Genomic DNA, 25,919 nt, shown 5'->3' with positions numbered 1-25,919 from the left:
GATCGTACGGACGGTGTCGGCGGCGAGCCGTTCGGCGATGGCCTCGGGGGCGGCACCGTGGCGCCAGTCCCCCGGGATGACGTCGACGTAGACGCGGGCGCCCGCGACGACCTGGAGCTGGGCGATGATCCCGGTCAGGCCCTGCGCGATGGTGTCGTGGATCTCGGCGGCGAGCCTGCGCCGCTCGTCGGCGACGCCCGCCTCCCTGGCCTGGACGAGGAGCTGGGAGTGCAGGGCGGCGTTCTCGTCGAGGGCCTGCTGGAGGGCGGTGTTGGTGCGCTCCAGCTCGGCGATGGTGGCGGCCGCGTCGAGGGCGCGCTGGTCCTCCTGCGCCGCGAGGTGGGCGAAGACGGTGAGCAGGGCGACGTTCACGGCGAGGAGCCCGCCGAAGACGCCCCAGCCGAGTCCGCCGTGCGGGGGCAGGCCGCCGGACTGTGAGCCCGCCATGATGACGGCGGTGGCGAACAGGCCCGGCTTGACCAGGCGCGGGGGCAGCAGCCGCTCGGTGCCGAAGTAGCCGACGACCGCGTAGAACGCGAAGAACGGGTTGATCCAGGTCAGGACGAAGGCGGTGGCCCAGCGCAGGGCGTAGTAGAGGATGCCCGCCGCCGACGGCCCCGGACGGGTGCGGACTTGCGTGCCCCACCACAGCTGGAGCACGACGGCGGAGCCGACCAGGCTCCCCGACACGTACCAGTCGACGCGGTCCATGCCGACGACGCCGCTGGTGGCGGCCGACATGAGGACGCCGAAGAACAGCAGGACGTAGGGGCCCCAGCGGTGGAAGGTGCCCCAGCGCTGTTCGATCATCTGCGTGGCGTCCGCCGTGCTCGTGCTCGTGCTCACCGGCCCAGTGTCGTCGACGGGCGGGACCGTTCGCGTCACTCCCACCCGCGTCACGCCCTCCCGCGTCACTCCCACCGGAACCAGCGCGAGGCCCCCGCCGACAGGACCACGGTCCACAGGGCCAGGACGCCGAGGTGCGCCAGGCCCGGCCAGTCCCCGGCGGCGGCATCGCTGAGCGCCTGCGACGCGGCGCCGAGCGGGGTGCCCTCCACGGCGCGGGCCAGTCCGTCGGGCATCGCCTGCACCGGCAGCCAGACACCCGCGCTGAACATCATCGGGAAGAAGACGGCGGAGCCGATCGCGGTCGCGGCCTTGGTGGTGCGGGCGAGCGCCGAGACCAGGGCGCCCAGGGCGAGTCCGCACAGGATCGCGAGGAGCAGCGCGAGGGCGTAGCCGAAGGCCTGGCGCGGCAGCGCCACGTCGAAGGCGAGCCGGCCCACGGTCAGGGAGAGCAGCGCGGAGACGAGCGCGGCCGCGCCGTGGATGCCCATCTGCGCGCCGAGTACGGCGGAGGGGCGTACGGGGGTGGCGGACATGCGGCGCAGGATGCCGCGTTCGCGGTAGCCGGTGATGAGGGGCGGCATGGCCTGCAGCCCCGCCATGATCAGCGAGAGCAGCACCGTGACGGGCACGTACGCGTCGACCAGGCGGAGCCCGTCGAGCGAGTCGTCCGCCTCACGGAAGGAGGGGATGGAGCCGAGGATCACCAGGAGCAGGGTGGGAAACGCCATGATCCAGAACAGGGCGCCGGGTTCGCGGCGGAAGAGGCGCAGTTCGGCCCTGAGGACGGCCGCGGAGGCCTTGGTGCCCGTGTCCGGGGCGGTGGTGTGCGGTGCGGCGGTGGCCGTGGTCATGCCGATGCTCCCGTCAGGTCGAGGAACGCGTCGTCCAGCGTGGCGTCGGCGACCCGGAGTTGGTGGGCGGTGATGTGGTGCCGGGCGAGCAGGGTGATGGCGGCGTCGACGGTCTCGTCGGTGCCGTTCAGGGTGTAGCGGCCCGCGCGCTGTTCCACGGAGGTGACCGCGGGCAGCGCGGCGAGGACGCGCTCGTCCAGCGGCGCGGACGGCGTGAACGACATGACCGTGGAGCTCGCGGAGCGGCTGATCAGGCCCGCCGGGGTGTCGAGGGCGGCGACCCGGCCCCGGTCGATCACGGCGAGACGGTCGCAGAGGCGCTGTGCCTCCTCCATGAAGTGGGTGACGAGCAGGACCGTGACGCCGCTGTCGCGGACGTCCTCGATGAGCTCCCAGGTGTCGCGGCGGGCGCGCGGGTCCAGGCCGGTGGTCAGCTCGTCGAGGACGACGATCCTCGGGTTGCCGATCAGCGAGAGCGCGATGAACAGGCGCTGCTTCTGGCCGCCGGAGAGCTTGCCGAAGCGGCTGTCGAGCTTGTCGGTCAGGCGCAGCCGCTCGGCCAGCGGCCGCCAGTCGGCGGGGCGCGGGTAGAACGCCGCGTACAGCTCGAGGGCTTCGCGCACGGTGAGCTTCGCCTGGAGCTCGCTCTCCTGTAGCTGCGCGCCGAGGATGCGGGTGAGCTGCCCGTGGTCGGCGACCGGGTCGAGGCCCGCGACGCGGACGGCGCCGGAGTCGGGGACGCGCAGGCCCTCGACACATTCGACGGTGGTGGTCTTGCCGGCGCCGTTGGGGCCGAGGATGCCGAAGATCTCGCCCTCCTCGACGGCGAAGGAGACGCCGTCGACGACGGTGCGACCGCCGTAGGCCTTCTTGAGTCCGTGCACTTCGATGAGGGGCATGTGTCGAGAATCGCCGGTGGGAGGGGGTGCGGACATCGCCCATCACGCTCGAAGCGGCGTCAGCCGATCGGTTGATGGCGGAGTACGACTCGGTGGGTCGCGGGGCGCGACCATGTCGCTTGTCGCTCTGCCGTGCGGAAAACTCGGTGGGCTCTGTCAGTGGCGATCCGTAGGCTCGCTTCTGATGTCATCTACAGATACCCCTGCCGGGAAACGGTCCACCGTACGGACGCTGCTGCGGCTCTGGCCGTACGTGCGTCCGGTGCGAACTCGACTGATCACAGCCGCGGTTGTCGCGGTCGTCGCCTCCTGCACGGGGCTCGTCTTCCCCCTCGTGCTGAAGTGGATGGTGGACGGGCCCGTGGCCGACCGGGACCCGGCCGGGGTCTGGCTGGGGGCGCTCCTGCTGCTTCTGCTCGGTGTCGCGGAGGCGCTGCTGTTCGGGCTGCGGCGGCTGCTGGTCGCCCGGCCCCTCGCGGGCGTCGAGGCGGCGATGCGGGCGGACCTCTACCGCCATCTGCAGCGGCTCCCGGTGGCCTTCCACGACCGGTGGGCGTCCGGGCAGTTGCTCTCTCGCGGCACGACGGATCTGATGCTGCTGCGCATGTTCCTGGCCTTCCCGCTGACGTTCCTGCTGGTCAACGGCGCGACCATCGTGGTCGGCATGATCATCCTGCTCGGGCAGGACTTCACGCTCGGCCTGGTGCTGCTTGCGCCCGTGGTGCCGATGGTGATCGCCCTCGCGTACTACGAGGGGCGGTACAGCGCCGTGGCGCGGCGCGCGCAGGACCAGGTCGGCGATCTGACGACGGTCGTCGAGGAGAGCGTGCTCGGCATCCGGATCATCAAGGGCTTCGGCCGCCACCGCAGCCAGGCACGGGCGTTCCGCGAGCTTTCGCACACCCTGCGCGGCACCGAACTGGCCAAGGCCCGCATCCTCGCCGCGATCTATGCCGTGATCATGGCGCTGCCGGAGGCCGCGATCGGGGCGGCCCTTGTGCTCGGCACGGTGCGGGTCGCGGACGGCGACCTGTCGGCAGGCACGCTGGTCGCCTTCCTGTCGACGGCGCTCGCGCTGCGCTGGCCGGTGGAGTCGATCGGCTTCCTGCTCGCGATGAGCCAGGAGTCGGCGACGGCCACGGAGCGGTACTTCGAGGTGATGGACGCGGTACCGGAGGACGCGGCACCGGAGGACGCGGCACCGAAGGACTCGGCACCGAAGATCACCGAGCCCGCCGGTTCCGGTGGCTCCTCCCCCGCGCCGGACGGCCCCGCCACCGGAACCGGCGGACTCCATTTCGACGGCGTGGAGTTCAGATACCCCGATGCCCCACCGGACTCCCCCGCCACCCTCGACCGCATCGACCTGCACGTGCGCCACGGCGAGACCATGGCGCTCGTCGGCGCGACCGGCAGCGGCAAGACCACGCTCACCGCGCTGGTCCCGCGCCTGCACGAGGTGACCGGCGGCCGCATCACGCTGGACGGTGAGGACATCACGGCGATGGACCGCGAGCACCTGCGCACGCTCGTCGCCGTCGCCTTCGAGGAGCCGACCCTGTTCTCCGCGACCGTGGGCGAGAACGTCCTGATGGGCGCCGAGGAGACCGCGGGCGACACCGAGCTGCGCCGCGCGCTCGACGTGGCGCAGGCCGACTTCGCGCACGCCCTGCCGCAGGGCACCGGCACCCAGGTCGGCGAGCAGGGCCTGAGCCTCTCCGGCGGCCAGCGCCAGCGCCTCGCCCTGGCCCGCGCGGTGGTGGGCCGCCCCCGCTTCCTCGTCCTCGACGACCCGCTGTCCGCCCTCGACGTCCACACGGAGGCGCTGGTGGAGGCGGCGCTGCGGCGCGTCCTCGCGGACACGACGGCACTGATCGTCGCCCACCGCCCCTCCACGGTGCTGCTCGCCGACCGCGTCGCCCTGCTCTCCGGCGGCCGGGTCGCCGCCGTCGGCACCCATCAGCAACTGCTGCGGGACAACGCGGAGTACGCCTGGCTGATGTCGGGCGCCGACACCGGCCCGGGTGCCGCCCCCGACCAGATACCCGCCGACCGCCCCGCCGAGGAGGCTGCCCGATGACCTCGTCGACATCCGTACGGGAGAAGCCCGTAGACCCCGAGGAACCGGCGGGGTCCGACGGCCCGGAGCCGCCCGAGGGATCCGGAGAACCCGGCCGCCCCACGGGCTCGCCCGCGCCGGACGACCCCTTCGACAAGGACGAGCTGCCCGCACCCCCGGGCGCGACCCGCGCGCTGCTGCGCTCCCTGCTCTCGCCGCTGCGCGGCCGCGTCACGCTCGCCGCCGTGCTGCTCCTCGTACAGCAGGCCGTGGTGCAGGCCGGACCGCTGCTCGTCGCGTACGCCATCGACCGCGGCGTGCCCGCCGTGCGCGCCGACGACTACGGCCCGCTGATCGCTGTCGGCATCGGCTATCTGTGCTGCGCGGGCGCCTCGGGCGCGCTGCAATACGCGTTCATCATCGCCTCCGCGCGCGTCAACCAGGACGTCCTGCTCGATCTGCGCGGCCGCATCTTCCGGCACGCGCAGGCGCTCAGCGTCGACTTCCACGAGCGGTACACCTCGGGGCGGCTGATATCCCGCTCCACCACCGACGTCGAGTCGCTGCGCGAACTGCTCAGCGAGGGGCTGCAGGAACTCATCACGGTCCTGCTCTCCTTCGTCTACATCTCGGCGATGCTGCTCTGGCTCGACCTGGGCCTCGGCGCCGTGGCCGTGGCGTCGTTCGTGCCGCTCTACCTCCTCGTACGCCTCTACCAGCGGCGCGCGGGCCGGATGTTCCGCGACCGCTCGACCGCGATCGCCGCCGTCATCGTGAAGTTCGCGGAGACGATGAACGGCATCCGGCCGGTGCGGGCCTTCCGCAGGGAGCGGGCCAACGACGCGGAGTTCGGCGCGCTCAACCAGCGGCACGAGCGGACCAACGGCGACGCCATGCTGGAGATGGCCCGCTATGTGGTCGGCTCCCGGCTCGTCGCCAACACCGCCGTCGCCGCCATCGTGCTGTGGGGCGCCCAGCGCGTCGCGGACGGCGGCCTCGCGCTCGGCGTGCTTGCCGCCTCCGTGCTCTATCTGCGACGGCTCTACGACCCGATCGACCGACTCGGCATGTTCCTCAACTCTTACCAATCGGCGGCCGCGTCCCTGGAGAAGGTCGCGGGGCTCCTTGCCCAGACCCCGGCCGTGCCCGAGCCCGCGTCGGCCGCCGCACGCCCGCTGCCCGTCCTGGCATCCGGCAGGCCGGGCCGCGAGGTGCGGTTCGACGGGGTGCGGTTCGCCTACCGCACGGGCGGCGAGGTGCTGCCCCGCTTCGATCTGACGCTGCCCGCCGGGCAGACCGTCGCCGTGGTCGGCTCCACCGGCGCGGGCAAGTCCACGCTGGCCAAGCTGCTCGCCCGCTTCTACGACCCGACGGACGGGCGCGTCCTCCTTGACGGCGTCGACCTGCGTGAACTCGCGGGCGCCGAGCTGCGGCGCGGGGTGGTGATGGTGACCCAGGAGGCGTTCCTGTTCTCCGGGACGGTCGCGGAGAACATCGCGATCGGCCGGCCCGACGCCACCCGGGAGGACGTCGAACGCGCCGCCGAGGCCATCGGCGCCCACGAATTCATCCTGTCGCTCCCCGACGGGTACGACACCGACGTACGCAAGCGCGGTGGCCGGATCTCGGCGGGCCAGCGGCAGTTGGTGGCCTTCGCGCGCGCCCTGCTCGCCGACCCGGCGGTGCTGATCCTCGACGAGGCGACCAGCTCCCTTGACATCCCGGGGGAACGGGCCGTGCAGCGCGCCATGCACACGGTGCTGCGCGGCCGCACCGCCGTGGTCATCGCCCACCGGCTCTCCACCGTGGAAATAGCCGACCGGGTCCTCGTCATGGCCGACGGCCGGATCGTGGAGGACGGCAGCCCCGACGCACTCATCGCGGGCACCGGCGAATTCGCCGACCTGCACCGGGCGTGGCGGGACAGCGTCGTGAGCTGACGGCACGGCGGGCGGCACGGTTTTTCGGCACGAGCAACGGGGAGTTGAGCCAACGGCATGGCCGACACGGGTACGGACACAGACATGGCCGCGGGCGAGGGCGCGGGGACCGGCGCGGGCACGGAGCACGCCGGGAAGACCTTCACCATCGCGGCGGCCTACCAGGGCTATCCAGGCATCGCCCTCGGCGGATACGTCGCCGGGCTGCTCGTCGGGCGCACGGACGCCGGGGCGGTCCGGGTCGACTTCCGGGCCGCGACCCGGGTGGAGACTCCGCTGCGGTTCGATGAACTCGCGGACGGCGTCGTCCGCCTGTCCGACACGGCGGGCACCGAGCTCGTGACGGCGACGCCCGTCCGTGCCCCGTCCACGACCGACGCCCCCGCGCCGCCGACCCCGGCCGAAGCCCGCACGGCGGCTGAGGCCTTCCGCGCCGCCGGGCTCGCGGGCCTCGACGCGGGCGGCGCCTCGATCGACTGCTTCGGCTGCGGGCACCGCCCGCCGGACCAGGGCGTGCACCAGCAGTGCATGGGGGTGCCCGGCCGCGGCCTCGTGGCGACGGCCTGGACGCCGCACCCCGCTTTCGCCGACGCGCGGGGATCGCTGCGGCCCGAGGCGCTCTGGGCCGCCCTCGATTGCCCGACCGCCTGGGCGGGCATCCACCTCGGCACCCTGCGGCGCGGCGCGGTCACGGCCTCGCTCACGGCGACGTCACCGCGCCCCGTGACGGCGGGCGAGGAGCACATCACGTACGCCTGGCCGATCTCCACGGTGGGCCGCAAGCACACGATGGGCGTGGCGGTCGCGACGTCGGCGGGGGAACTCTGCACGGTGGGCGAGGCGTTGTGGATCGATCCGCGGGAGCGGAGCCGGCCCGAGAGCTGATGTCCGCCGGTGCCGCGCCCCGGCGGAGGCGGCGCCACAGGAATGAACCACCGGCGAAATACAGCCACGTGCCAGCGATCAGTGGCCGTCCTCCGCTTTTCGAACAGCGTGCCGCAGCGCACCGCCGCGGGGCGGGGCGCGTACGGGACGGAGGCGCCCCAGGACGGCCCTCGGGGACGGCGCCGGGCTCCGGCGCGCGCAGCCACCGCCCCCGCCACCGCCCCCGCCTGCGCGCCACGGCCGCGCGACGCACCGCAGGCCCGCGCCCGGATCGCCCCAAGTGGGGCCCTTGCGCCCGGAACGGACCACTCCGAAAACGGTCGTCGAAGCCGGGGTGCGGGGCGACGGAGGCCTCGGCGCAGGTCGCCGGGCAGCCCCGCCGAGGAGCCGCGCCCATCGCCCGCACGGGTCCGCACGAGTCCGCACGCGTCCGCCTGGCCGGACTCCGCATACCGAACGTGCCCTACCGGCCAACGGACTGAATCCAGCCAACTACTGATGCGCACCTGACAACAGCGGTCCTCTGGTGCCACTCTTCCCCTCGACCGTCGCACGGCTTTCAACAAGGCGACGGTTTCTCTTCACGCAATACCCGTTGTGCACCGCCCAGTTCTGCGTTCCGCCTTGTTCTGCCCGGTCGGCGACCCAGCCGTCCGGTAGCTCTGGCCGCGCATCCCCGCGGCCGCGCAGAAGGAGTCCGTGTTGAGAAGCACCTCCCACAGACCCACCTCCCACAGCCGTTCGGCCCGCACTCGCGCGACCGCCGTCGGCGCCCTCTCCGCAGTGGCCGCACTCCTCGCCGTCGCCGTTCAGGCGGGCCCCGCCTCGGCCGACGACCCCGCGGCCAAGGCCCCCGCTCCCGCGGCCCAGAAGCTCGGGAAGGTCGACCCCGGCGCGCTGGCCGTCAAGCTCTCCCCCGCCCAGCGCGCGGAGCTCATCCGCGACGCCAACGCCACCAAGGCGGAGACCGCCGACGATCTCAAGCTCGGCGCCAAGGAGAAGCTCGTCGTCCGCGACGTCGCGAAGGACCGTGACGGCACCGTCCACACGCGGTACGAGCGCACCTACGGCGGCCTGCCCGTCCTCGGCGGCGACCTGGTGGTCGACACCGCCAAGTCGGGCAAGACCGAGGGTGTCACCAAGGCCGCGAAGGCGCAGCTCAAGGGCGTCGACATGAGCGCCGACGTCAAGGCGTCGGCCGCCGAGAAGCAGGCGCTCGGCGCCGCGAAGGCGGCGGGCTCGAAGAAGACCGAGGCGGACCGGGCGCCGCGCAAGGTCGTGTGGATGGCCGAGGGCAAGCCCGTCCTCGCGTACGAGACCGTGGTCGGCGGGCTGCAGCACGACGGCACCCCGAACGAGCTGCACGTCGTCACGGACGCCGCCACCGGCAAGAAGCTCTTCCAGTGGCAGGGCATCGAGAACGGCACGGGCAACACGCAGTACAGCGGCCAGGTCACCGTGGGCAGCGTCCAGTCGGGGTCGAACTACAACCTCACCGACAGCGGGCGCGGCAACCACAAGACGTACAACCTGAACCACGGTACGTCAGGCACCGGCACGCTCTTCTCGGGCCCGGACGACGTCTGGGGCAACGGCCAGGCCTCCAACGCGGAGACCGCAGGCGCCGACGCCGCCTACGGCGCCCAGCTCACCTGGGACTACTACAAGAACGTGCACGGCCGCTCCGGCATCCGCGGTGACGGCGTCGGCGCGTACTCCCGCGTCCACTACGGCAACAACTACGTCAACGCCTTCTGGTCCGACGCCTGCTTCTGCATGACGTACGGCGACGGCTCGGGCAACTCCAAGCCGCTCACGTCCATCGACGTGGCCGCCCACGAGATGACGCACGGCGTGACGGCCGCGACCGGCAACATGACCTACAGCGGCGAGTCCGGCGGCCTGAACGAGGCCACCTCCGACATCTTCGCCGCCGCGGTCGAGTTCAACGCCAACAACGCCCAGGACAAGGGCGACTACCTCGTCGGCGAGAAGATCGACATCAACGGCGACGGCAGCCCGCTGCGCTACATGGACAAGCCCTCCAAGGACGGCGCGTCCAAGGACTCCTGGTACTCCGGAGTGGGCAACGTCGACGTGCACTACTCGTCGGGCATCGCCAACCACTTCTACTACATGCTGAGCGAGGGCAGCGGCGCCAAGGTGATCAACGGCGTCTCGTACGACTCGCCCACCTCGGACGGCCTCCCGGTCACCGGCATCGGCCGGGACAAGGCGTCGCTGATCTGGTTCAAGGCGCTCACCACGAAGTTCACCACGACCACCAACTACGCGGCGGCCCGCACCGGGACGCTCGCGGCGGCCGGTGAGCTGTACGGCACCACCAGCAACGAGTACAAGGCCGTCGCCAACGCCTGGGCGGCCGTGAACGTCGGCAGCCGCCCCGGTGGCGAGGAGCCCGGCACGTCCTTCGAGAACACCACGGACGTCGCCATTCCGGACAACGGCCCCGCGGTCACCTCGACGGTCAACGTCACCGGTCGCACCGGCAACGCGCCGAGCGCCCTGAAGGTCGGCGTCGACATCGTCCACACCTGGCGCGGTGACCTGCAGGTCGACCTGCTGGCCCCCGACGGGTCGGTCTACCCGCTCAAGGCGACCAGTGGCTCGGACTCCGCGGACAACGTCAAGGAGACCTACACGGTCAACGCCTCGTCCGAGGTGGCCAACGGCGCCTGGAAGCTGCGGGTGCAGGACAAGGCCGCGCAGGACACCGGCTACATCAACAGCTGGAAGGTCACCTTCCCGTAAACCGGCCTGAAGGCGCCTGAGGGTGCCGGAAGTCCCCTTCGCAAACACGCCGGAGGGACGCGCCGCCCGTGAACGACGGGCGGGGCGCCCCTCCGGCGCAGCACTGAGCAGAACGAACGCCGCCGCCCCGGGTCGATCAACTCCCCGGGGCGGCGCGCTCGTTCACGCCCCGGTCGCCGTTCACACCCTGTTCGCATTACGTACGTTGACCATCGCTCAACGAACTATTTCCGGCCAACATCAACCCAAGGGCTGACATGTACCTGGCTCGAATGGCACTCTCTCCTCTCAGCACACACACGTCACACCCGCACCGCATCTTTCAAGCCCGGACAGGTCCCCATGCCGTCCGGGCCCCCCACAGAAGGAGCCTGCGTGACCCCCCACATAGCCCGTAAGCGTTCGACCCTGGCCATCGCGACCGCGGTTGCCGCCGGAGCGCTGCTCGCCGCCGGACTGACCACCGGCGCCTCCGCACAGCCGGCCGCCGCGCCCTCCGGCGCGCCCGCCGCCCTCTCCATCTCGGCCAAGGCCGGCCTCATGAAGGACGCCAACGCCGACAAGGCCGCCACCGCCGAGAAGATCGGCCTGGGCGCCAAGGAGAAGCTGGTCGTCCGCGACGTCGTCAAGGACGCCGACGGCACCACCCACACCCGCTACGAGCGCACCTACGACGGCCTGCCCGTCCTCGGCGGCGACCTCGTCGTGCACACCGCCAAGAGCGGCAAGGTGAAGCGGGTCACGAAGGCCACCAAGGCGAGCGTGAAGGTCGCGTCCACCGACGCGAAGCTCGGCAAGTCCTCGGTCGCCAAGTCCGCCGAGTCGACCGCCGCCAAGGCCAAGACCGCCAAGGCCGACGCGCAGTCGCCGCGCAAGGTGATCTGGGCCGCCGAGGGCAAGCCCGTCCTCGCGTACGAGACCGTCGTCACGGGCACCCAGAAGGACGGCACGCCCAGCAGACTGCACGTCATCACGGACGCCGCGACGGGCAAGAAGCTGTTCCAGCACCAGGCCATCGAGAACGGCACCGGCAACAGCCAGTACAGCGGCAAGGTCGAGATCGGCTCGAAGAAGGGCTCGGCAGGCTTCGACCTGACCGACGACACGCGCGGCGGCCACTCCACCCTCAACCTGGCGAACGGCCAGGGCGAGGGCAAGCTCTTCACGGACGACGACGACACGTGGGGCACCGGCAAGCCGGACGACCCGCAGACCGCCGCCGTCGACGCCGCGTACGGCGCCCAGGTCACCTGGGACTACTACAAGAACGTGCACGGCCGCGAGGGCATCAAGGGCGACGGCAAGGGCGCGACCTCCCGCGTCCACTACGGCGACTCCTACGTCAACGCCTTCTGGGACGACAGCTGCTTCTGCATGACGTACGGCGACGGCGAGGGCAACAAGGCGCCCCTCACCTCGATCGACGTCGCGGCCCACGAGATGTCGCACGGCGTCACCTCGGCCACCGGCAACATGGAGTACAGCGGCGAGTCCGGCGGCCTGAACGAGGCCACCTCGGACATCTTCGGCTCCTCCGTCGAGTTCAACGCCAAGAGCCCCGAGGACATCGGCGACTACCTCATCGGCGAAGAGATCGACATCAACGGCGACGGCACCCCGCTGCGCTACATGGACAAGCCCTCCAAGGACGGCCAGTCCCTGGACAACTGGAGCGCGGACGCGGGCAACGTCGACGTCCACTACTCCTCGGGCATCGCCAACCACTTCTTCTACCTGCTGTCCGAGGGCAGCGGCGCGAAGGAGATCAACGGCGTCAAGTACGACTCCCCGACGGCCGACGGCTCCAAGGTCGAGGGCATCGGCCGCGACAAGGCCGAGAAGATCTGGTTCAAGGCCCTGACGACGGAGTTCACCTCGACGACGGACTACAAGGCGGCGCGCGAGGGCACGCTGAAGGCCGCGACGGACCTTTACGGTGCGGACTCGGCTGAGGCCAAGGGCGTGGCGGCGGCCTGGGCCGGCGTCAACGTCAAGTAACAGACAAAAGATTCGCGCAGTTCCCCGCGCCCCTTATTAAGGGGCGCGGGGCTGTGACATGTGCGGCTCCGCCGCGTGGGCGCGACCAGCCCCCACCGGCCCGCAGCAAGCTCACCGCATCAACACCCCCGCCTCCTCCCCGGTAACCTCGGACGGCACCGCCACAAGCCCCATCTCCGCCCCACTCGCAAGCAACCGGTGCGCGGGCAGAATCCGCACCGTGTACCCGAAGGGCCCCGCCCGGTCCAGGGCCAGCGGCCCCTCGTACACCCGTCGCCCCTCCACGTCGGGCCCGCCCGTGGACTTCAGCGGCACCGGATCCGCCCCGTCGATGTGATCCTCAGGATCGACGCGCCCCGCGAGAACCTGGACCTCGACGTCGTCCGGCGTCAGCTCCCCCAGATGCACCCGTACCCGCAGGGACAGCGTGGCCCCCAGCTCGGCGGTGGCGCCGGTCGCCGACGCCTCCACGTGATCGACGGCGACGCGCGGCCACGCGGCCCTGACCCGGGTCTTCCACGCGGCGAGCTCACCCGCCGCGGCGACGTCGAGCGTCCGGTGGGCGCGGGCGGCGGGCACGTACAGCTTCTCGACGTACTCGCGCACCATGCGGCCCGCGAGGACCTTCGGGCCGAGCCGGGTCAGGGTCCTGCGGACCATCTCGATCCAGCGGTCGGGCAGGCCACCGGGGCCGTGCTCGTAGAAGCGGGGCGCGATGCGGCGCTCCAGGAGGTCGTAGAGCGCGGCGGCCTCCAGGTCGTCGCGGCGGTCCTCGTCGATGGCGGCGCCGTCCGCGGTCGGGATGGCCCAGCCGAAGTCCGGCTCGAACCATTCGTCCCACCAGCCGTCCAGGACGGAGAGGTTGAGGCAGCCGTTCAGGGCCGCCTTCATCCCGGACGTGCCGCACGCCTCCAGGGGCCGCAGCGGATTGTTCAGCCACACGTCGCAGCCCGGGTAGAGCTTCTGCGCCATCGCCATGCCGTAGTCGGGCAGGAACACGATGTGCGCACGCACCCGCGGATCGTCGGTGAACCGGACGAGTTCCTGGATGAGCCGCTTGCCCCCGTCGTCCGCCGGGTGCGCCTTGCCCGCGACGACGATCTGCACCGGCCGCTCGGGGTGGCGGAGCAGCTCCATCAGCCGGTCGCGGTCGCGCAGCATCAGCGTGAGCCGCTTGTACGAGGGGACGCGGCGCGCGAAGCCGATGGTGAGGACGTCCGGGTCGAGGACGCCGTCGATCCACCCCAACTCGGCCGTCGCGGCACCGCGTTGGCGCCACGAGTCGTGCAGGCGCCGCCTGACCTCGTGGACCAGCTGTTCGCGCAGGGTGCGGCGCAGCTCCCAGATGTCGGCGTCCTGGATGTCGGCCACCGCGTCCCAGCGGTCGGAGCCGCCGACGGAGAGCGCGTCCTCGGTGCGCCGCTCGCCGATCTGGCGCGCGCCGAGCCGGAAGACCTCGGGGGCCACCCAGGTCGGTGCGTGCACGCCGTTGGTGACGGAGGCGATCGGCACCTCGTCGGCGTCGAACCCCGGCCACAGGCCCGCGAACATCTCGCGGCTCACCGCGCCGTGCAGAGTGCTCACGCCGTTGGCGCGGCTGCCGAGGCGCAGGCCCATCACCGCCATGTTGAAGAGGTTGGGCTCGCCGCCCGGGTAGGTCTCCATGCCGAGGCGCAGGACGTCGCCCGCGTCGATGCGGGGCAGTTCGGCGCCGGGGCCGAAGTGGTGGGCGACCAGTTCGCGGTCGAAGCGGTCGATTCCGGCGGGGACGGGGGTGTGGGTGGTGAAGACGGTCCCGGCGCGCACGGTTTCGAGCCCGGTGTCGAACTCGACGCCTTCCAGGGCCAGTTCGTGGATGCGCTCCAGGCCGAGGAACCCGGCGTGGCCCTCGTTCGTATGGAAGACCTCGGGCTCGGGGTGCTCGGTCAGGCGGCAGTACGCCCGGACGGCGCGCACCCCTCCGATGCCGAGGAGCATCTCCTGCAGCAGCCGGTGCTCGCTGCCGCCGCCGTAGAGCCGGTCGGTCACGTCGCGCTCGCCGGGGTCGTTCTCCTCGACGTCGGAGTCGAGCATGAGCAGCGGCACGCGCCCGACCTGCGCCTGCCAGACGTGCGCCCGCAGCGAGCGTCCGCCGGGCAGCGCGAGCGCGACGGTCGTGGGCGTCCCGTCGTGCTCGCGCAGCAGGGCGAGCGGCAGCTCGTTCGGGTCGAGGACCGGATAGTGCTCCTGCTGCCAGGCGTCGTGGGACAGCGACTGGCGGAAGTAGCCGTGCCGGTAGAGCAGACCGACGCCGATGAGCGGGACACCGAGGTCGCTCGCGGCCTTCAGGTGGTCTCCGGCGAGGATGCCGAGGCCGCCGGAGTACTGCGGCAGGGCGGCCGTGATGCCGAACTCGGGGGAGAAATAGGCGACGGCGCGCGGGAGGTGGCCGTCGCTGCGGGCCCGCTCCTGGTACCAGCGCTCTCCGGTGACGTACTCGCGCAGATCGTCGGACGCCTCGCCGAGCCGTCGCAGGAAGTCCGCGTCGGCGGCGAGCTCGTCGAGCCGCGCGGACGGCACCTCGCCGAGGAGCCGCACGGGGTCGCAGCCGGACGCCGCCCACAGCCGGGGGTCCACGGACTCGAAGAGGTCACGGGTGCGCGGATGCCAGGACCAGCGCAGATTGCGGGCCAGCTCGGAGAGCCGGCCGAGGGGTTCGGGAAGGACGGGACGTACGGTGAATCGACGGATGGCCTTCACAGCGACTCCACCTCTGCCGGGGGATGCGTGACGAATCGACCTACGCGTAGACGGTAGCGGTGTCCGGCCCCCGGGAACCACGGCGCGCGGACGGGCGCAGAAGAGGGGCGTGAGGCGAGGCGCGAAAGAGAGGCGCGGAAGAGAGGCCAGGACGGGCCGGACACCGCCCCCGCCGCCGCCACCCGCTGTAATCTGCAACCTCCTTGAACTTCACGGGACTTGACGGCGGACAACAGCGGCGACGGGGGCGGCAGCGGATGATCGGGCAGTTGCGGGAGTCCTCTCCACGGCGGGTGGGTCCCTACGAGACGCTGGCCCGGCTCGGCGCGGGCGGCATGGGCGAGGTGTTCCTGGCGACGCCGGAGCCGCACGAGCCCGGCCGCCCCTACGAGCAGGACGCGCTCGTCGCCGTGAAGGCGATCCGCAAGGACCTCGCGGGCGACGCCGGGTTCCGCGCCCGGTTCCGGCGCGAGATATCCGTCGCGACGTCCGTCGACAGCCCCTTCGTGGCCCGCCTCGTCGCGGGCGACGCGGACGCCGGGCAGCCCTGGCTCGCCACGGAGTACGTCCCCGGGCCGAACCTCGCCGACGCGGTACGGCGGCACGGCCCGCTGCCCGTCGCCGCCGTCGCCGCGCTCGGCGCCGGAGTGGCCCGCGCGCTGGCCGCCGTACACGGGGCGGGCGCCCTGCACCGCGACCTGAAGCCCGCGAACGTCCTGCTCGGTGCCGACGGGCCCAAGCTCATCGACTTCGGCGTGGCACGGGCGCTCGGCGCGACCACGATGACCGCGACGGGCCTGCTCGTGGGCACGCCCGGCTTCATGTCCCCCGAGCACGTGGCGGGCGGCCGCCACGTGGTGGCCGCGTCCGACGTGTTCTGCCTGGCGTCCGTCCTCGCCTACGCGGCATCCGGCGACGACCCGTTCGGGGACGGCCCGATGGCGGCGGTCCTGTACCGCGTGTCCCGGGCCGAGGCGCGCCTTGACGGTGTCCCCGAGGAGTTGCGCGAACTCCTCGCGGCCTGCCTGGCACGGGAGCCGGGCGAGCGGCCGGAACCGGCGGAGGTGGCGGCGCGGCTGGGCTCGCTGCGAGATGGCGGCGGCGACGGCGGCGGCGGCGACGACGATGATGGGGGTGGTGTTCCTGTCCCTGCGGCCGGGTGGCCCGCCACCGTCCTCGGAGACATCGCCGACGTCCGGCGCGACACCGCCCAGTTGTGCGCCTCGGGACACCCTCTGCTGCCCCTGCCCCTGCCCCCGCTGCCCGACGGCCCCGCGCACCCGGTGACGCAGACCCCCACCTGGACCCCCACGGCGCCTGACCTGCCCGCCCATGGGCTGCCCACCATGAGCTCGGCCGCACCCGTCGCCCCCGCACCCCCCACCCCCGCGCCGCCGCCCCGTCAGGGGCCGACCCTCCGCCGTGCCGTCCTTGTCGTGGCCGCCGTGGCCGTGGCGGGCGCCGTCGTCGGCGGGCTGCTCGCCCTGCGCGGGTCCGACTCCGGTTCCGGCTCCGGTTCCGAAGGCGGCGGCCAGGCATCCGGCAGCACCGGTGGCGGACCCGCGTCCCCCGGGGCGGCGAAGCCCTCCGTCTCCCCCGCCCGGCTGATCGCCACCGCCGGTGTCGACGCGTCCGGCGGCGACGACCGCAACGGCCACGTCCCGCAGCAGGCGGCGCAGCGCCCCGAGGGCTGGCGGCCCTGGAAGGCCACGTACGGCCATGCGCCCATGAGTTGCGCGGCCGACACTGAAGCCGTCGTATGCCTGCTGACGAACGGGACGTACGAGGCACGCAGCGCCGCCGACGGGCACCGCCTGTGGACGTCGGACGGCCGGACGGGGCAGGACGACGGGTCGGGCGGCGAGGCGTACATCAGCCCGTCCGGGGCGTTTTTCATGCCCGGCGACGAACAGCACCCCGTGGTGCGCGGCGGGACGACCGTCATCGCGTACAAGGGCCGTGTGCAGGTTCGCGACTCGAAAAGCGGCGACGTGCGGTGGACGGCCGGTGCTCCGGCCGGGAAGAAGGCCACGTCCGCCCTGCTCACCGACGACCACCTGATCGTCTCCTCGGAGGGCGCCACGCGGGGCGCGGACGGGCCGACGGGCGCCACGGTCCAGGCGTTCCCCGTCGAGCGCGGCGGCGACCCCGTGTGGACGTACGACCTCAGCAACGAGACCCTCTCCATGGCCGAGCAGGGCAACTACACCGCCGTGCTCGCCCACGACGGCCTGGTGTACGCCGACTCCGCCAAGGGTGTCGTCGCGCTCGACGAGAAGAAGGGCGACCGCGTGGGCGGCGTCTTCGACGACGGTCAGTGCCGCTCCCTGATGGCCGACACGCGCGCCTCCGCGGACCCCGGCGACGACCAGATCCTCTGCACCCACGTGCTCGGTGTCGGCGGCGACCTCGACGACCCGACCGCCGATCCGCAGACCCGGGTGAGCCGCCTGGACGCCCGCACGCTCGCCGTCGAGGGCACGTTCGGCTTCAAGGCCCCGCCGACCGGCTCCGACGGGCACCCCGGCCTGGACGTCGTGGTGAGCGCGGTCGCTCCCGGCGCCGCCCTCGCGTACGACACGACGGGCGCGAAGCTGCTCGTGGCCGACCCGAAGACCGGCAGGCTCGTCCGCAAGGAGCCGCTCTCCGTCGTCGACTACGCCATCGCGCGCCCCGTCTCCTCCGGCGCGCTGGTCATCGGAGACCGCGCCCTGACCGCCGACAACTCCACGCTGCGGACGGTGCCGTTGACGGCCGCAGGCACGGTCCGCACCGTCCGGGTCCCCGGCGCCCCCGGCAACCGCGTCGCCGAGCCGCCCGCGGACTCCGGCACGGTGGTCGCCGACCAGCCGAAACCGCCGACGGTCCTGCCGCTCGGCGGCGTCGCGACGATCGTCTACGACCAGGGCACGGTCGTCTCGGTCGAGCTGCCCTCCTGATCCCGGGTTTCCGCCCCCTTTCCCCCGGTCGCCCCCAATCTCCCTCACGATCTCCCTCACGCGCAGCGCTCCTTGGAGGATCCGTGCTCGACCCCCTGTCCGGGCCGCCGCGCCAGGTCGGCCCGTACCGGCTGCTCGCCCTCATCGGCGCGGGCGGCATGGGCGAGGTCTATCTGGCCCGCGAGCGGTCCGGTGCGCCGCTCGTCGCGGTCAAGACCGTCCGGCCCGACCTGGACATCGACCGGGAGTTCCGGATCCGGTTCCGCCGGGAGATCGCGGCGGCGCGCGCGGTCTCGGGCGCGGGCACGGCGGCCCTGCTCGACGGGGACGCGGACGCCGAAGTGCCGTGGCTCGCGACCGAGTACGTCGCCGGGCCCTCGCTCGCGGACGCGGTGCGCCGCTGCGGGCCGCTGCCCGCCGAGGCGGTGCGCGTGCTCGGCGCCGGGCTCGCCCGCGCCCTCGCGGCGGTGCACGCCGCCCAGGTCCTGCACCGTGACCTCAAGCCCGGCAACGTACTCCTCACCCCCGAGGGCCCCACGCTCATCGACTTCGGCATCGCGCAGGCCTTCGACGCGACGGCTCTGACGGCGGCCGGGATGGTCGTGGGCACGCCCGGTTTCATGGCGCCCGAGCAACTGGAGGGCAGCCATGCGGTGGTGCCCGCGTCGGACGTCTTCACGCTCGGCGCGGTGCTCTGCTTCGCGGCGACGGGTCGCGGCCCGTTCGACGACCAGGAACTGGCCTCGGTGATCTTCCGCATCGCGCAGGGCGACGCGGACCTCTCGGCGGTTCCCGACGGCCTGCGCCCGGTGATCGCCGACTGTCTGGCCCCGGCGCCCGAGGGGCGGCCCACGGCGGCGGCGCTCGCCGACCGCCTGGCGGGCGGCGCCGGGCAGGCCGTGCCGTGGCCCGCGCCGGTGCTCTCGCTCTTCGCCGAGCACCGTGAGGCGGTGGCGCGCTGCGAACGGGCGGTGGATCAGCGCTCGTTGGCGGACGCGGCCACCACGTCGGGCATCGCACCCTTGCCGACGCCTCCGGCCCCTCCAACCCCTTCGACCCCTTCTGCCCCTCCGGCCCCTTCGGCCCCGCCGGTCGCGACCGCACCCCGGCGCCGCGGGCGGTGGATCGCCGCCGCGGCGGCGGTGGCGGCCGCGGTGACGGTCGCGGCGGTGCTGCTACCGGGCGACGGCGACAAGGGAAGCGGGAGTGGGAGTGAGCGTGGGAGTGGGGCGAGCGGCGGGCGTCCGTCCGCATCCGGCCGCCACGGCCCCGCCGCCCGTATCGTCCCGGAGTACGGAAACCCGGCCCACTCCGGCGAGTTCGGCGCGGCGAAGTCCCCCGCGTCCGCCCGCCCCAAGGGCTGGAAACCCTGGTCGGTGGCGCGCCCCAAGGGCCTGGACGACCAGGGCAACGGCTGTGTCCTGGTCGCGTCCACGCTGGTGTGCCGGGACGGGAAGGGAGCCGCCACGGCTCTGGACGCGGCGACCGGCGGCCACCGCTGGACCTCGCGCGGCTTCCCTCTCACCGCGGACGACCTGCAGGGCATCCAGTTGCTGCCGCCCGAGAGCGACGGCGAGCGGGTGTACGTCCCGAGCGAGCGCGGCGTGCTCGCGGTGGACCTCTCCTCCGGCACCGAACGCTGGCGCAGACCGACCGCGTCGGACACGGCGGTGATGGGCCTGACGTACGCGAACGGGGTCGTGTACACCGCCGAGTTCAGCTTCGCCGACGAGTCGGCGGGCCCGAGCCGCGCCGTCGTGCGCGCCCGCCGCGCGAGGGACGGCCGCGAGCTGTGGACGTCGCCCACCCTGCCCGCGAAGGTGCAGAACGCGCCCCTCGTCCGGGACGGCCGGGTGTACGCGGCCATCGAGGGCAAGGGCGTCCTGGCCCTCTCCACCAAGGACGGCAAGGTCACCCGGCGCGCCCCCGGCCAGTCCTGCTACGGCCTCCTGGCCCACCGCGGTTCCCTCGTGTGCTGGGACCACGGCACCCCGGGCATCCGCGAACTGGACCCCGCCACCCTCGCCACGCGCCGCACCCTCGCCCCCGGCCTGGAGCCCGCGCTGCCGCCGGTCGTGGGCGACGCGGACGTCCTCGTGGTGGCCACGGGCAGCCCGGATCCCGATGACCCGGTCACCCACACCATGACGGCCTTCGACTGGCGCACCGGCAAGCGCCTGTGGCGTTACGGCGGCCCGCAGGACACCGTGTCCCTCGCCCTGACGGGCAAGCGGGTCCTCGCCGTCGGTCTCTACGAGATGTGGGGCCGCTCCACGAAGGACGACATCGACTCCTACCGCAGGAAGGACATCCCCCTGGCGGACGGGCGGACGGAGTACGACGACCCGCCGTCCCTGGGCTCCCCGCTGTACGTGGGCGGCACCCTGTTCACCGCCACGGACGACGGCAGGATCCTCTCCGGCTACGCCCCGTAGACGTACCCGTCAACAGGCCATAAGGCATATGCGAATTCGGCCCGCTCTTGCCATTCATGGTGGGGCTGGTCTTGCATGCGCCCTTACGCACTAGTAGTTAACAAAGCGCCGGATTGCCCACCCGAAGGGGGTGGGAAGGCTCTTTCGGTACGCACGTCGGCCGCAGTGCCGGCGCGCACCGCGGAACCCCTCCACACCCACGTATCCGTGCACGCGGACAGGAGCGGTCAGACATGCCTCTTGGCTCATCCCCGCCAGGTACTCCCGCACAGCCCACCATCCCCGTCCTGGATGTCGGCCCCGCCGTCCACGGCGGGCGACAACCGGCGAAAGCGGTGCCGGGGGAAACATTCCAGGTCACCGCCACCGTCTTCCGCGAAGGGCACGACGCGGTCGCCGCCAACGTCGTGCTGCGCGATCCCGGGGGGCGGCCCGGACCGTGGACCCCGATGCGGGAGCTCGCCCCCGGCACCGACCGGTGGGGCGCGGACGTCACACCGGACACCGAGGGACGCTGGACGTATGCCGTGGAGGCGTGGGGCGACCCGGTCGCCACCTGGCGTCACCACGCGCAGATCAAGATACCGGCGGGCCTCGACACCGACCTGGTCCTGGAGGAGGGCGCCCGCCTCCACGAGCGGGCCGCGGCCGGTGCCCCCGGCGCCGCCCGGACCGTGGTGCTCGACGCGGCCCGCGCGCTGCGCGACACGGCCCGCTCCCCCGCGGCCCGGCTCGCAGCCGCCCTCATCCCCGAGGTGAAGACGGCACTCGACCGCCACCCGCTCCGTGAACTCGTCACCTCCTCCGAGGAGTTGCCGCTCGTCGTGGAGCGGCGCAGAGCTCTCTACGGATCCTGGTACGAGTTCTTTCCGCGCTCGGAGGGCGCGCTGGTCCGGCCGGGCGCGCCGCCGGTCTCCGGTACGTTCCGTACCGCGGCGGCGCGGCTGCCCGCCATCGCCGAGATGGGCTTCGACGTCGTCTACCTGCCGCCGATCCACCCCATCGGCACCACCTACCGCAAGGGCCCCGACAACTCGCTGTCCGTGGGCCCGCACGACGTGGGTGTGCCGTGGGCGATCGGTTCGCCGGAGGGCGGTCACGACGCCGTCCATCCGGACCTGGGCACCCTGGAGGACTTCGACGCCTTCGTGGGCGAGGCCGGGCGGCTCGGTCTCGAAGTGGCCCTGGACTTCGCGCTGCAGTGCTCGCCGGACCACCCGTGGGTGGAGAAGCACCCCGAGTGGTTCCACCACCGCGCGGACGGCTCCATCGCGTACGCGGAGAACCCGCCGAAGAAGTACCAGGACATCTACCCGCTCGCCTTCGACCAGGACCTGCCGGGGCTGGTCGCGGAGACGGTGCGGCTGCTGCGGTTCTGGATGGGCCACGGGGTCCGCGTGTTCCGCGTCGACAACCCGCACACCAAGCCCGTCGTGTTCTGGGAACAGGTGCTCGCGGACATCCGCGCCACCGACCCGGACGTCATCTTCCTCGCCGAGGCGTTCACCCGGCCCGCGATGATGCGGACCCTCGCTGCAATCGGCTTCCAGCAGTCGTACACGTACTTCACCTGGCGCAACTCGAAGGACGAACTCACCGATTACCTCACGGAGTTGTCACGCGAGACCGCCCACTTCCTGCGCCCGAACTTCTTCGTGAACACCCCCGACATCCTGCACGCCTACCTCCAGGACGGCGGCCGCCCGGCCTTCGAGGTGCGCGCCGTGCTCGCCGCCACGCTGTCGCCGACGTGGGGGATCTACAGCGGGTTCGAGCTGTGCGAGAACAGCGCCGCCCGGCCCGGGAGTGAGGAGTACCTGCACTCGGAGAAATACCAACTGAGGCCCAGGGACTGGGAGTCGGCGGTGCGCAGCGACGACACGATCGCCCCGCTCATCACCGCCCTCAACCGCGTACGGCGCGCCAACCCCGCCCTGCAGCAACTGCGCGACCTGCACTTCCACCCCACCGACAAGGAGACGGTGATCGCCTACTCGAAGTCCACAGGCGCCGCACACGACTCGAACACGGTTCTGGTGGTCGCCAACCTCGACCCTCACCACACCCAGGAGGCAACGGTCTCGTTGGACATGCCGCAACTCGGCCTCGACTGGCACGAGACCGTGCCGGTGCGCGACGAGCTCACCGGCGACACCTATCACTGGGGCAGGACCAACTATGTGCGCCTCGAACCGGGGCGCGCGCCCGCGCACGTCTTCCGGGTCCTGCGACCGTCCTCACCGTTGATCGGAGGGTCACCCACACCATGATCGTCAACGAGCCCGTCCAGGACACCTTCGAGGACACACCCACCAAGGACCGGGATCCCGACTGGTTCAAGCGTGCCGTCTTCTACGAGGTCCTTGTCCGCTCCTTCCAGGACAGCAACGGCGACGGCATCGGCGACCTCAAGGGCATCACCGCCAAGCTGGACTACCTGCAGTGGCTGGGCGTGGACTGCCTCTGGCTGCCCCCGTTCTTCAAGTCGCCGCTGCGCGACGGCGGTTACGACGTCTCCGACTACACCGCCGTCCTGCCCGAGTTCGGCGACCTCGCCGACTTCGTGGAGTTCGTCGACTCCGCCCACCAGCGCGGCATGCGCGTGATCATCGACTTCGTCATGAACCACACCAGCGACCAGCACCCGTGGTTCCAGGCATCGCGCACCGACCCCGCAGGCCCCTACGGCGACTACTACGTCTGGGCCGACGACGACAAGCAGTACAGCGACGCCCGCATCATCTTCGTCGACACCGAAGCCTCCAACTGGACCTTCGACCCCGTCCGCAAGCAGTACTTCTGGCACCGCTTCTTCTCCCACCAGCCCGACCTCAACTACGAGAACCCGGCCGTCCAGGAAGAGATCATCTCCGCCCTCCGCTTCTGGCTCGACCTCGGCATCGACGGCTTCCGCCTCGACGCCGTCCCCTATCTCTTCGCGGAGGAGGGCACGAACTGCGAGAACCTTCCCCGCTCCCACGATCTGCTCAAGCGTGTCCGCGCCGAGATCGATGCCCACTATCCCGACACCGTCCTGCTCGCCGAGGCCAATCAGTGGCCCGAGGACGTCGTCGACTACTTCGGTGACTTCCAGGACGGCGGAGACGAATGCCACATGGCATTCCACTTCCCCGTCATGCCCCGCATCTTCATGGCCGTCCGCCGCGAATCGCGCTACCCCGTATCGGAAATCCTCGCCAAGACCCCCGCCATCCCCTCCGGCTGCCAATGGGGCATCTTCCTGCGCAACCACGACGAGCTCACCCTCGAAATGGTCACCGACGAAGAGCGCGACTACATGTACGCGGAATACGCCAAAGACCCCCGCATGCGCGCGAACATCGGCATCCGCCGCCGCCTGGCCACCCTCCTGGACAACGACCGCAACCAGATCGAACTCTTCACCGCGCTCCTGCTCTCCCTGCCCGGCTCGCCGATCCTCTACTACGGCGACGAGATCGGCATGGGCGACAACATCTGGCTCGGCGACCGCGACGCCGTGCGCACACCGATGCAGTGGACGCCCGACCGCAACGCCGGATTCTCGTCGTGTGATCCAGGGCGCCTCTACTTGCCGACGATCATGGATCCGGTCTACGGCTACCAGGTCACCAATGTCGAGGCCGCCATGTCCTCCCCGTCCTCCCTGCTGCACTGGACGCGCCGGATGATCGAGATCCGCAAGCAGAACCCCGCCTTCGGCCTCGGTTCCTACACCGAACTGCCCTCCTCCAACCCGGCCGTCCTCGCCTTCCTGCGCGAAGCCCCTCCGACGGAAGAGGACGGCGACGACCTCGTCCTGTGCGTCCACAACTTCTCCCGCTTCGCCCAGCCCACCGAACTCGACCTCCAGACCTTCGAGGGACGCCACCCCGTGGAGCTGATCGGCGGGGTGCGCTTTCCGGCCATCGGTGAGCTCCCCTACCTCCTGACGCTGGCGGGACACGGGTTCTACTGGTTCCGGTTGCGCAAGGAACCGGCGTAGGCTCCGGCAGCGCGACGCCCTCGCGGGGCGGTTTCCACCGCCCCGCCCTGGGCACTCCTACGCACGACCGGCACTCCCGCACCCTGCCTTGTCCGCGACGCGGAAAGGACGCGACGCCATGTCGGAAGCCGCCATCCGCCCCACCGCACACGCCACCGCGCTGCTCGCCTCACTCGATCCACTGCTGCGCGCATGGCTGCCCCGGCAACGGTGGTTCGCCGGAAAGGGGCGCCCCATCAGCGCCCTCGAAGCGGTGACGGCCACCGAACTCCTGCCCCGCAGCTCGCCGTCGGGCCTGCTCCACCTGCTCCTGCGGGTGCGCCAACCGGTCATCTCCGCCCCGGGCGCCGCACTCGACGGCGCCGAAGGCCCGGCGGACTGCTACCAGTTGCTGATCGGACTGCGCCGCACCCTGCCGCCCCACCTGGCCTCCGCGCTGATCGGCCACGTCACCGAGGGACCGCTCACCGGCCACACGGTGTACGAGGCACTGCACGACCCGCACCTCGCCGAACTGCTCCTGGAGCGGCTGCGCATGCCGGGCCGGCACGGCGTGCTCCGCTTCGAACGCGACATGGCCGTCGAGATCCCCTCCGGCCTCGGCCCCCGGCTGCTCGCCGGTGAGCAGTCCAACACCTCACTGGTGTACGGAGATACGTTCATCCTCAAGCTGTTCCGCCGCGTCGTGCCCGGCGTCAACCCCGACCTGGAACTCCCCCTGCAGCTCGCCCGCGCAGGCTGCGCACGGGTGCCCGCGCCCGCCGCCTGGTTCCTCGCGGACCTGGCACACGGCACGGCCGCCACGGAGGAGACCTGCGGCCTCGGGGTGCTCCAGCCGTATCTGGCCGGGGCCGAGGACGGCTGGGAGCTCGCCCTCAGGATGCGTGACAAGGGCGAGTCCTTCACCGGCGAGGCGCGGGCGCTCGGCCGCGCCACGGCGCAGGTGCACGCCGCGCTCGCGGCCGCACTGCCGACCGTCACCCTCGGCCGGGCACAGGTCGAGGCGACCGCCGACGCCATGGCGGACCGCCTCACCGCCGCGGCCCAGGCGGTCCCCGCCCTGCGGCCGTACGCACCCGGGCTGCTCACCGCCTTCGAGGCCCTTGCCGACCTGGGCGGCGAGGGCCAGTCCTGGACGGCCCAGCGCGTCCACGGCGACCTGCACCTGGGGCAGTGTCTGCGCTCCCCGGACGGCGAGTGGTCGCTCATAGACTTCGAGGGCGAGCCCGCGCGGCCGCTCTCCGAGCGCCGCCTGCCACAGCCGCCGGTCCGCGACGTCGCGGGCATGCTGCGCTCCTTCGACTACGCGGCGTCCCACGGCGCCCGGGAGCCGCAGTGGGCCGATGACTGCCGCGCCGCCTACTGCTCGGGGTACGCGGAGGTCTCGGGCCGCGACCCCCGCACGGACCCCGTCCTGCTGCGCGCCCACGAGACCGACAAGGCGGTCTACGAAGTCCTCTACGAGGCGCGCCACCGCCCCGACTGGCTGCCGGTCCCGCTGGCCGCGGCCCGCCGCCTCGCCCAGGACGGCCCCGCCGACGAAGCCCACTGACCATCCCTCCGGAGGA

General features: G+C 72.3%; 14 protein-coding genes. 10 read left to right on the top strand and 4 right to left on the bottom strand.

Annotation, left to right across the window (positions count from 1 at the left end; all coding sequences use genetic code 11):
• The 3 genes from ABZ953_RS15445 to ABZ953_RS15435 form a co-directional block, all read right to left on the bottom strand.
• A partial coding sequence (locus ABZ953_RS15445) for a histidine kinase (RefSeq protein ID WP_361722780.1) occupies nucleotides 1-810 on the bottom strand: 810 nt, incomplete at its 3' end.
• 101 nt (nucleotides 811-911) lie between these two features.
• On the bottom strand, nucleotides 912-1,700 hold the full coding sequence (locus ABZ953_RS15440) for an ABC transporter permease (protein WP_361722732.1): 789 nt from the start codon (nucleotides 1,698-1,700) through the stop codon (nucleotides 912-914).
• On the bottom strand, nucleotides 1,697-2,599 hold the full coding sequence (locus tag ABZ953_RS15435) for an ABC transporter ATP-binding protein (protein ID WP_361722729.1): 903 nt from the start codon (nucleotides 2,597-2,599) through the stop codon (nucleotides 1,697-1,699). Before ABZ953_RS15435 ends, ABZ953_RS15440 begins: the two co-directional genes overlap by 4 nt.
• 184 nt (nucleotides 2,600-2,783) lie before the next feature.
• Here ABZ953_RS15435 and ABZ953_RS15430 point away from each other — a divergent pair, with 184 nt between their 5' ends.
• The 5 genes from ABZ953_RS15430 to ABZ953_RS15410 all read left to right on the top strand — a co-directional run bounded on the left by ABZ953_RS15430 (nucleotide 2,784) and on the right by ABZ953_RS15410 (nucleotide 12,253).
• A complete protein-coding gene (locus ABZ953_RS15430) occupies nucleotides 2,784-4,679 on the top strand; it encodes an ABC transporter ATP-binding protein (RefSeq protein ID WP_361722727.1) in 1,896 nt (631 codons plus the stop codon).
• Entirely contained in the window at nucleotides 4,676-6,598 is a 1,923-nt protein-coding gene (locus ABZ953_RS15425) for an ABC transporter ATP-binding protein (RefSeq protein WP_361722724.1), read from the top strand. Before ABZ953_RS15430 ends, ABZ953_RS15425 begins: the two co-directional genes overlap by 4 nt.
• A 57-nt stretch (nucleotides 6,599-6,655) precedes the next feature.
• Complete coding sequence (locus ABZ953_RS15420) at nucleotides 6,656-7,483, top strand: hypothetical protein (protein WP_361722721.1); 828 nt, start codon at nucleotides 6,656-6,658, stop codon at nucleotides 7,481-7,483.
• Between the two features lie 699 nt (nucleotides 7,484-8,182).
• Nucleotides 8,183-10,255, top strand: coding sequence for a M4 family metallopeptidase (locus ABZ953_RS15415; RefSeq protein ID WP_361722718.1), 2,073 nt, complete (start codon nucleotides 8,183-8,185; stop codon nucleotides 10,253-10,255).
• Between the two features lie 375 nt (nucleotides 10,256-10,630).
• On the top strand, nucleotides 10,631-12,253 hold the full coding sequence (locus ABZ953_RS15410; protein ID WP_361722715.1) for a M4 family metallopeptidase: 1,623 nt from the start codon (nucleotides 10,631-10,633) through the stop codon (nucleotides 12,251-12,253).
• Nucleotides 12,254-12,364: 111 nt separating this feature from the next.
• Here ABZ953_RS15410 and glgP read toward each other — a convergent pair whose 3' ends face one another.
• Complete coding sequence (gene glgP / locus ABZ953_RS15405) at nucleotides 12,365-14,992, bottom strand: alpha-glucan family phosphorylase (RefSeq protein ID WP_361722712.1); 2,628 nt, start codon at nucleotides 14,990-14,992, stop codon at nucleotides 12,365-12,367.
• A 203-nt stretch (nucleotides 14,993-15,195) separates the two neighbouring features.
• On the opposite strand from glgP, the gene ABZ953_RS15400 reads away from it, so the two are divergent.
• The 5 genes from ABZ953_RS15400 (at nucleotide 15,196) to ABZ953_RS15380 (ending at nucleotide 25,903) form a co-directional block, all read left to right on the top strand.
• Nucleotides 15,196-17,931 (top strand): serine/threonine-protein kinase, encoded by a 2,736-nt coding sequence (locus ABZ953_RS15400; RefSeq protein WP_361722709.1) that lies wholly within the window; start codon nucleotides 15,196-15,198, stop codon nucleotides 17,929-17,931.
• Nucleotides 17,932-18,014: 83 nt separating this feature from the next.
• Nucleotides 18,015-20,366 carry a protein kinase gene (locus tag ABZ953_RS15395; protein WP_361722706.1) on the top strand — a complete coding sequence of 784 codons (2,352 nt, stop codon included), beginning with the start codon at nucleotides 18,015-18,017 and terminating at the stop codon, nucleotides 20,364-20,366.
• Between the two features lie 233 nt (nucleotides 20,367-20,599).
• Nucleotides 20,600-22,636, top strand: a complete 2,037-nt coding sequence (locus ABZ953_RS15390) for an alpha-1,4-glucan--maltose-1-phosphate maltosyltransferase (protein ID WP_361722703.1) — start codon at nucleotides 20,600-20,602, stop codon at nucleotides 22,634-22,636.
• On the top strand, nucleotides 22,633-24,351 hold the full coding sequence (gene treS / locus ABZ953_RS15385) for a maltose alpha-D-glucosyltransferase (RefSeq protein WP_361722700.1): 1,719 nt from the start codon (nucleotides 22,633-22,635) through the stop codon (nucleotides 24,349-24,351). The genes ABZ953_RS15390 and treS overlap by 4 nt, the downstream gene beginning before the upstream one ends.
• 118 nt (nucleotides 24,352-24,469) lie before the next feature.
• On the top strand, nucleotides 24,470-25,903 hold the full coding sequence (locus tag ABZ953_RS15380; RefSeq protein WP_361722697.1) for a maltokinase: 1,434 nt from the start codon (nucleotides 24,470-24,472) through the stop codon (nucleotides 25,901-25,903).
• The last annotated feature ends 16 nt before the right edge of the window (nucleotides 25,904-25,919 follow it).

Source organism: Streptomyces sp. NPDC046465, from assembly GCF_040646035.1.
Classification (GTDB): Bacteria; Actinomycetota; Actinomycetes; order Streptomycetales; family Streptomycetaceae; genus Streptomyces.
The sequence above is the reverse complement of the archived record's forward strand: the minus strand, read 5'-3'. Positions and strand labels throughout refer to the sequence as shown.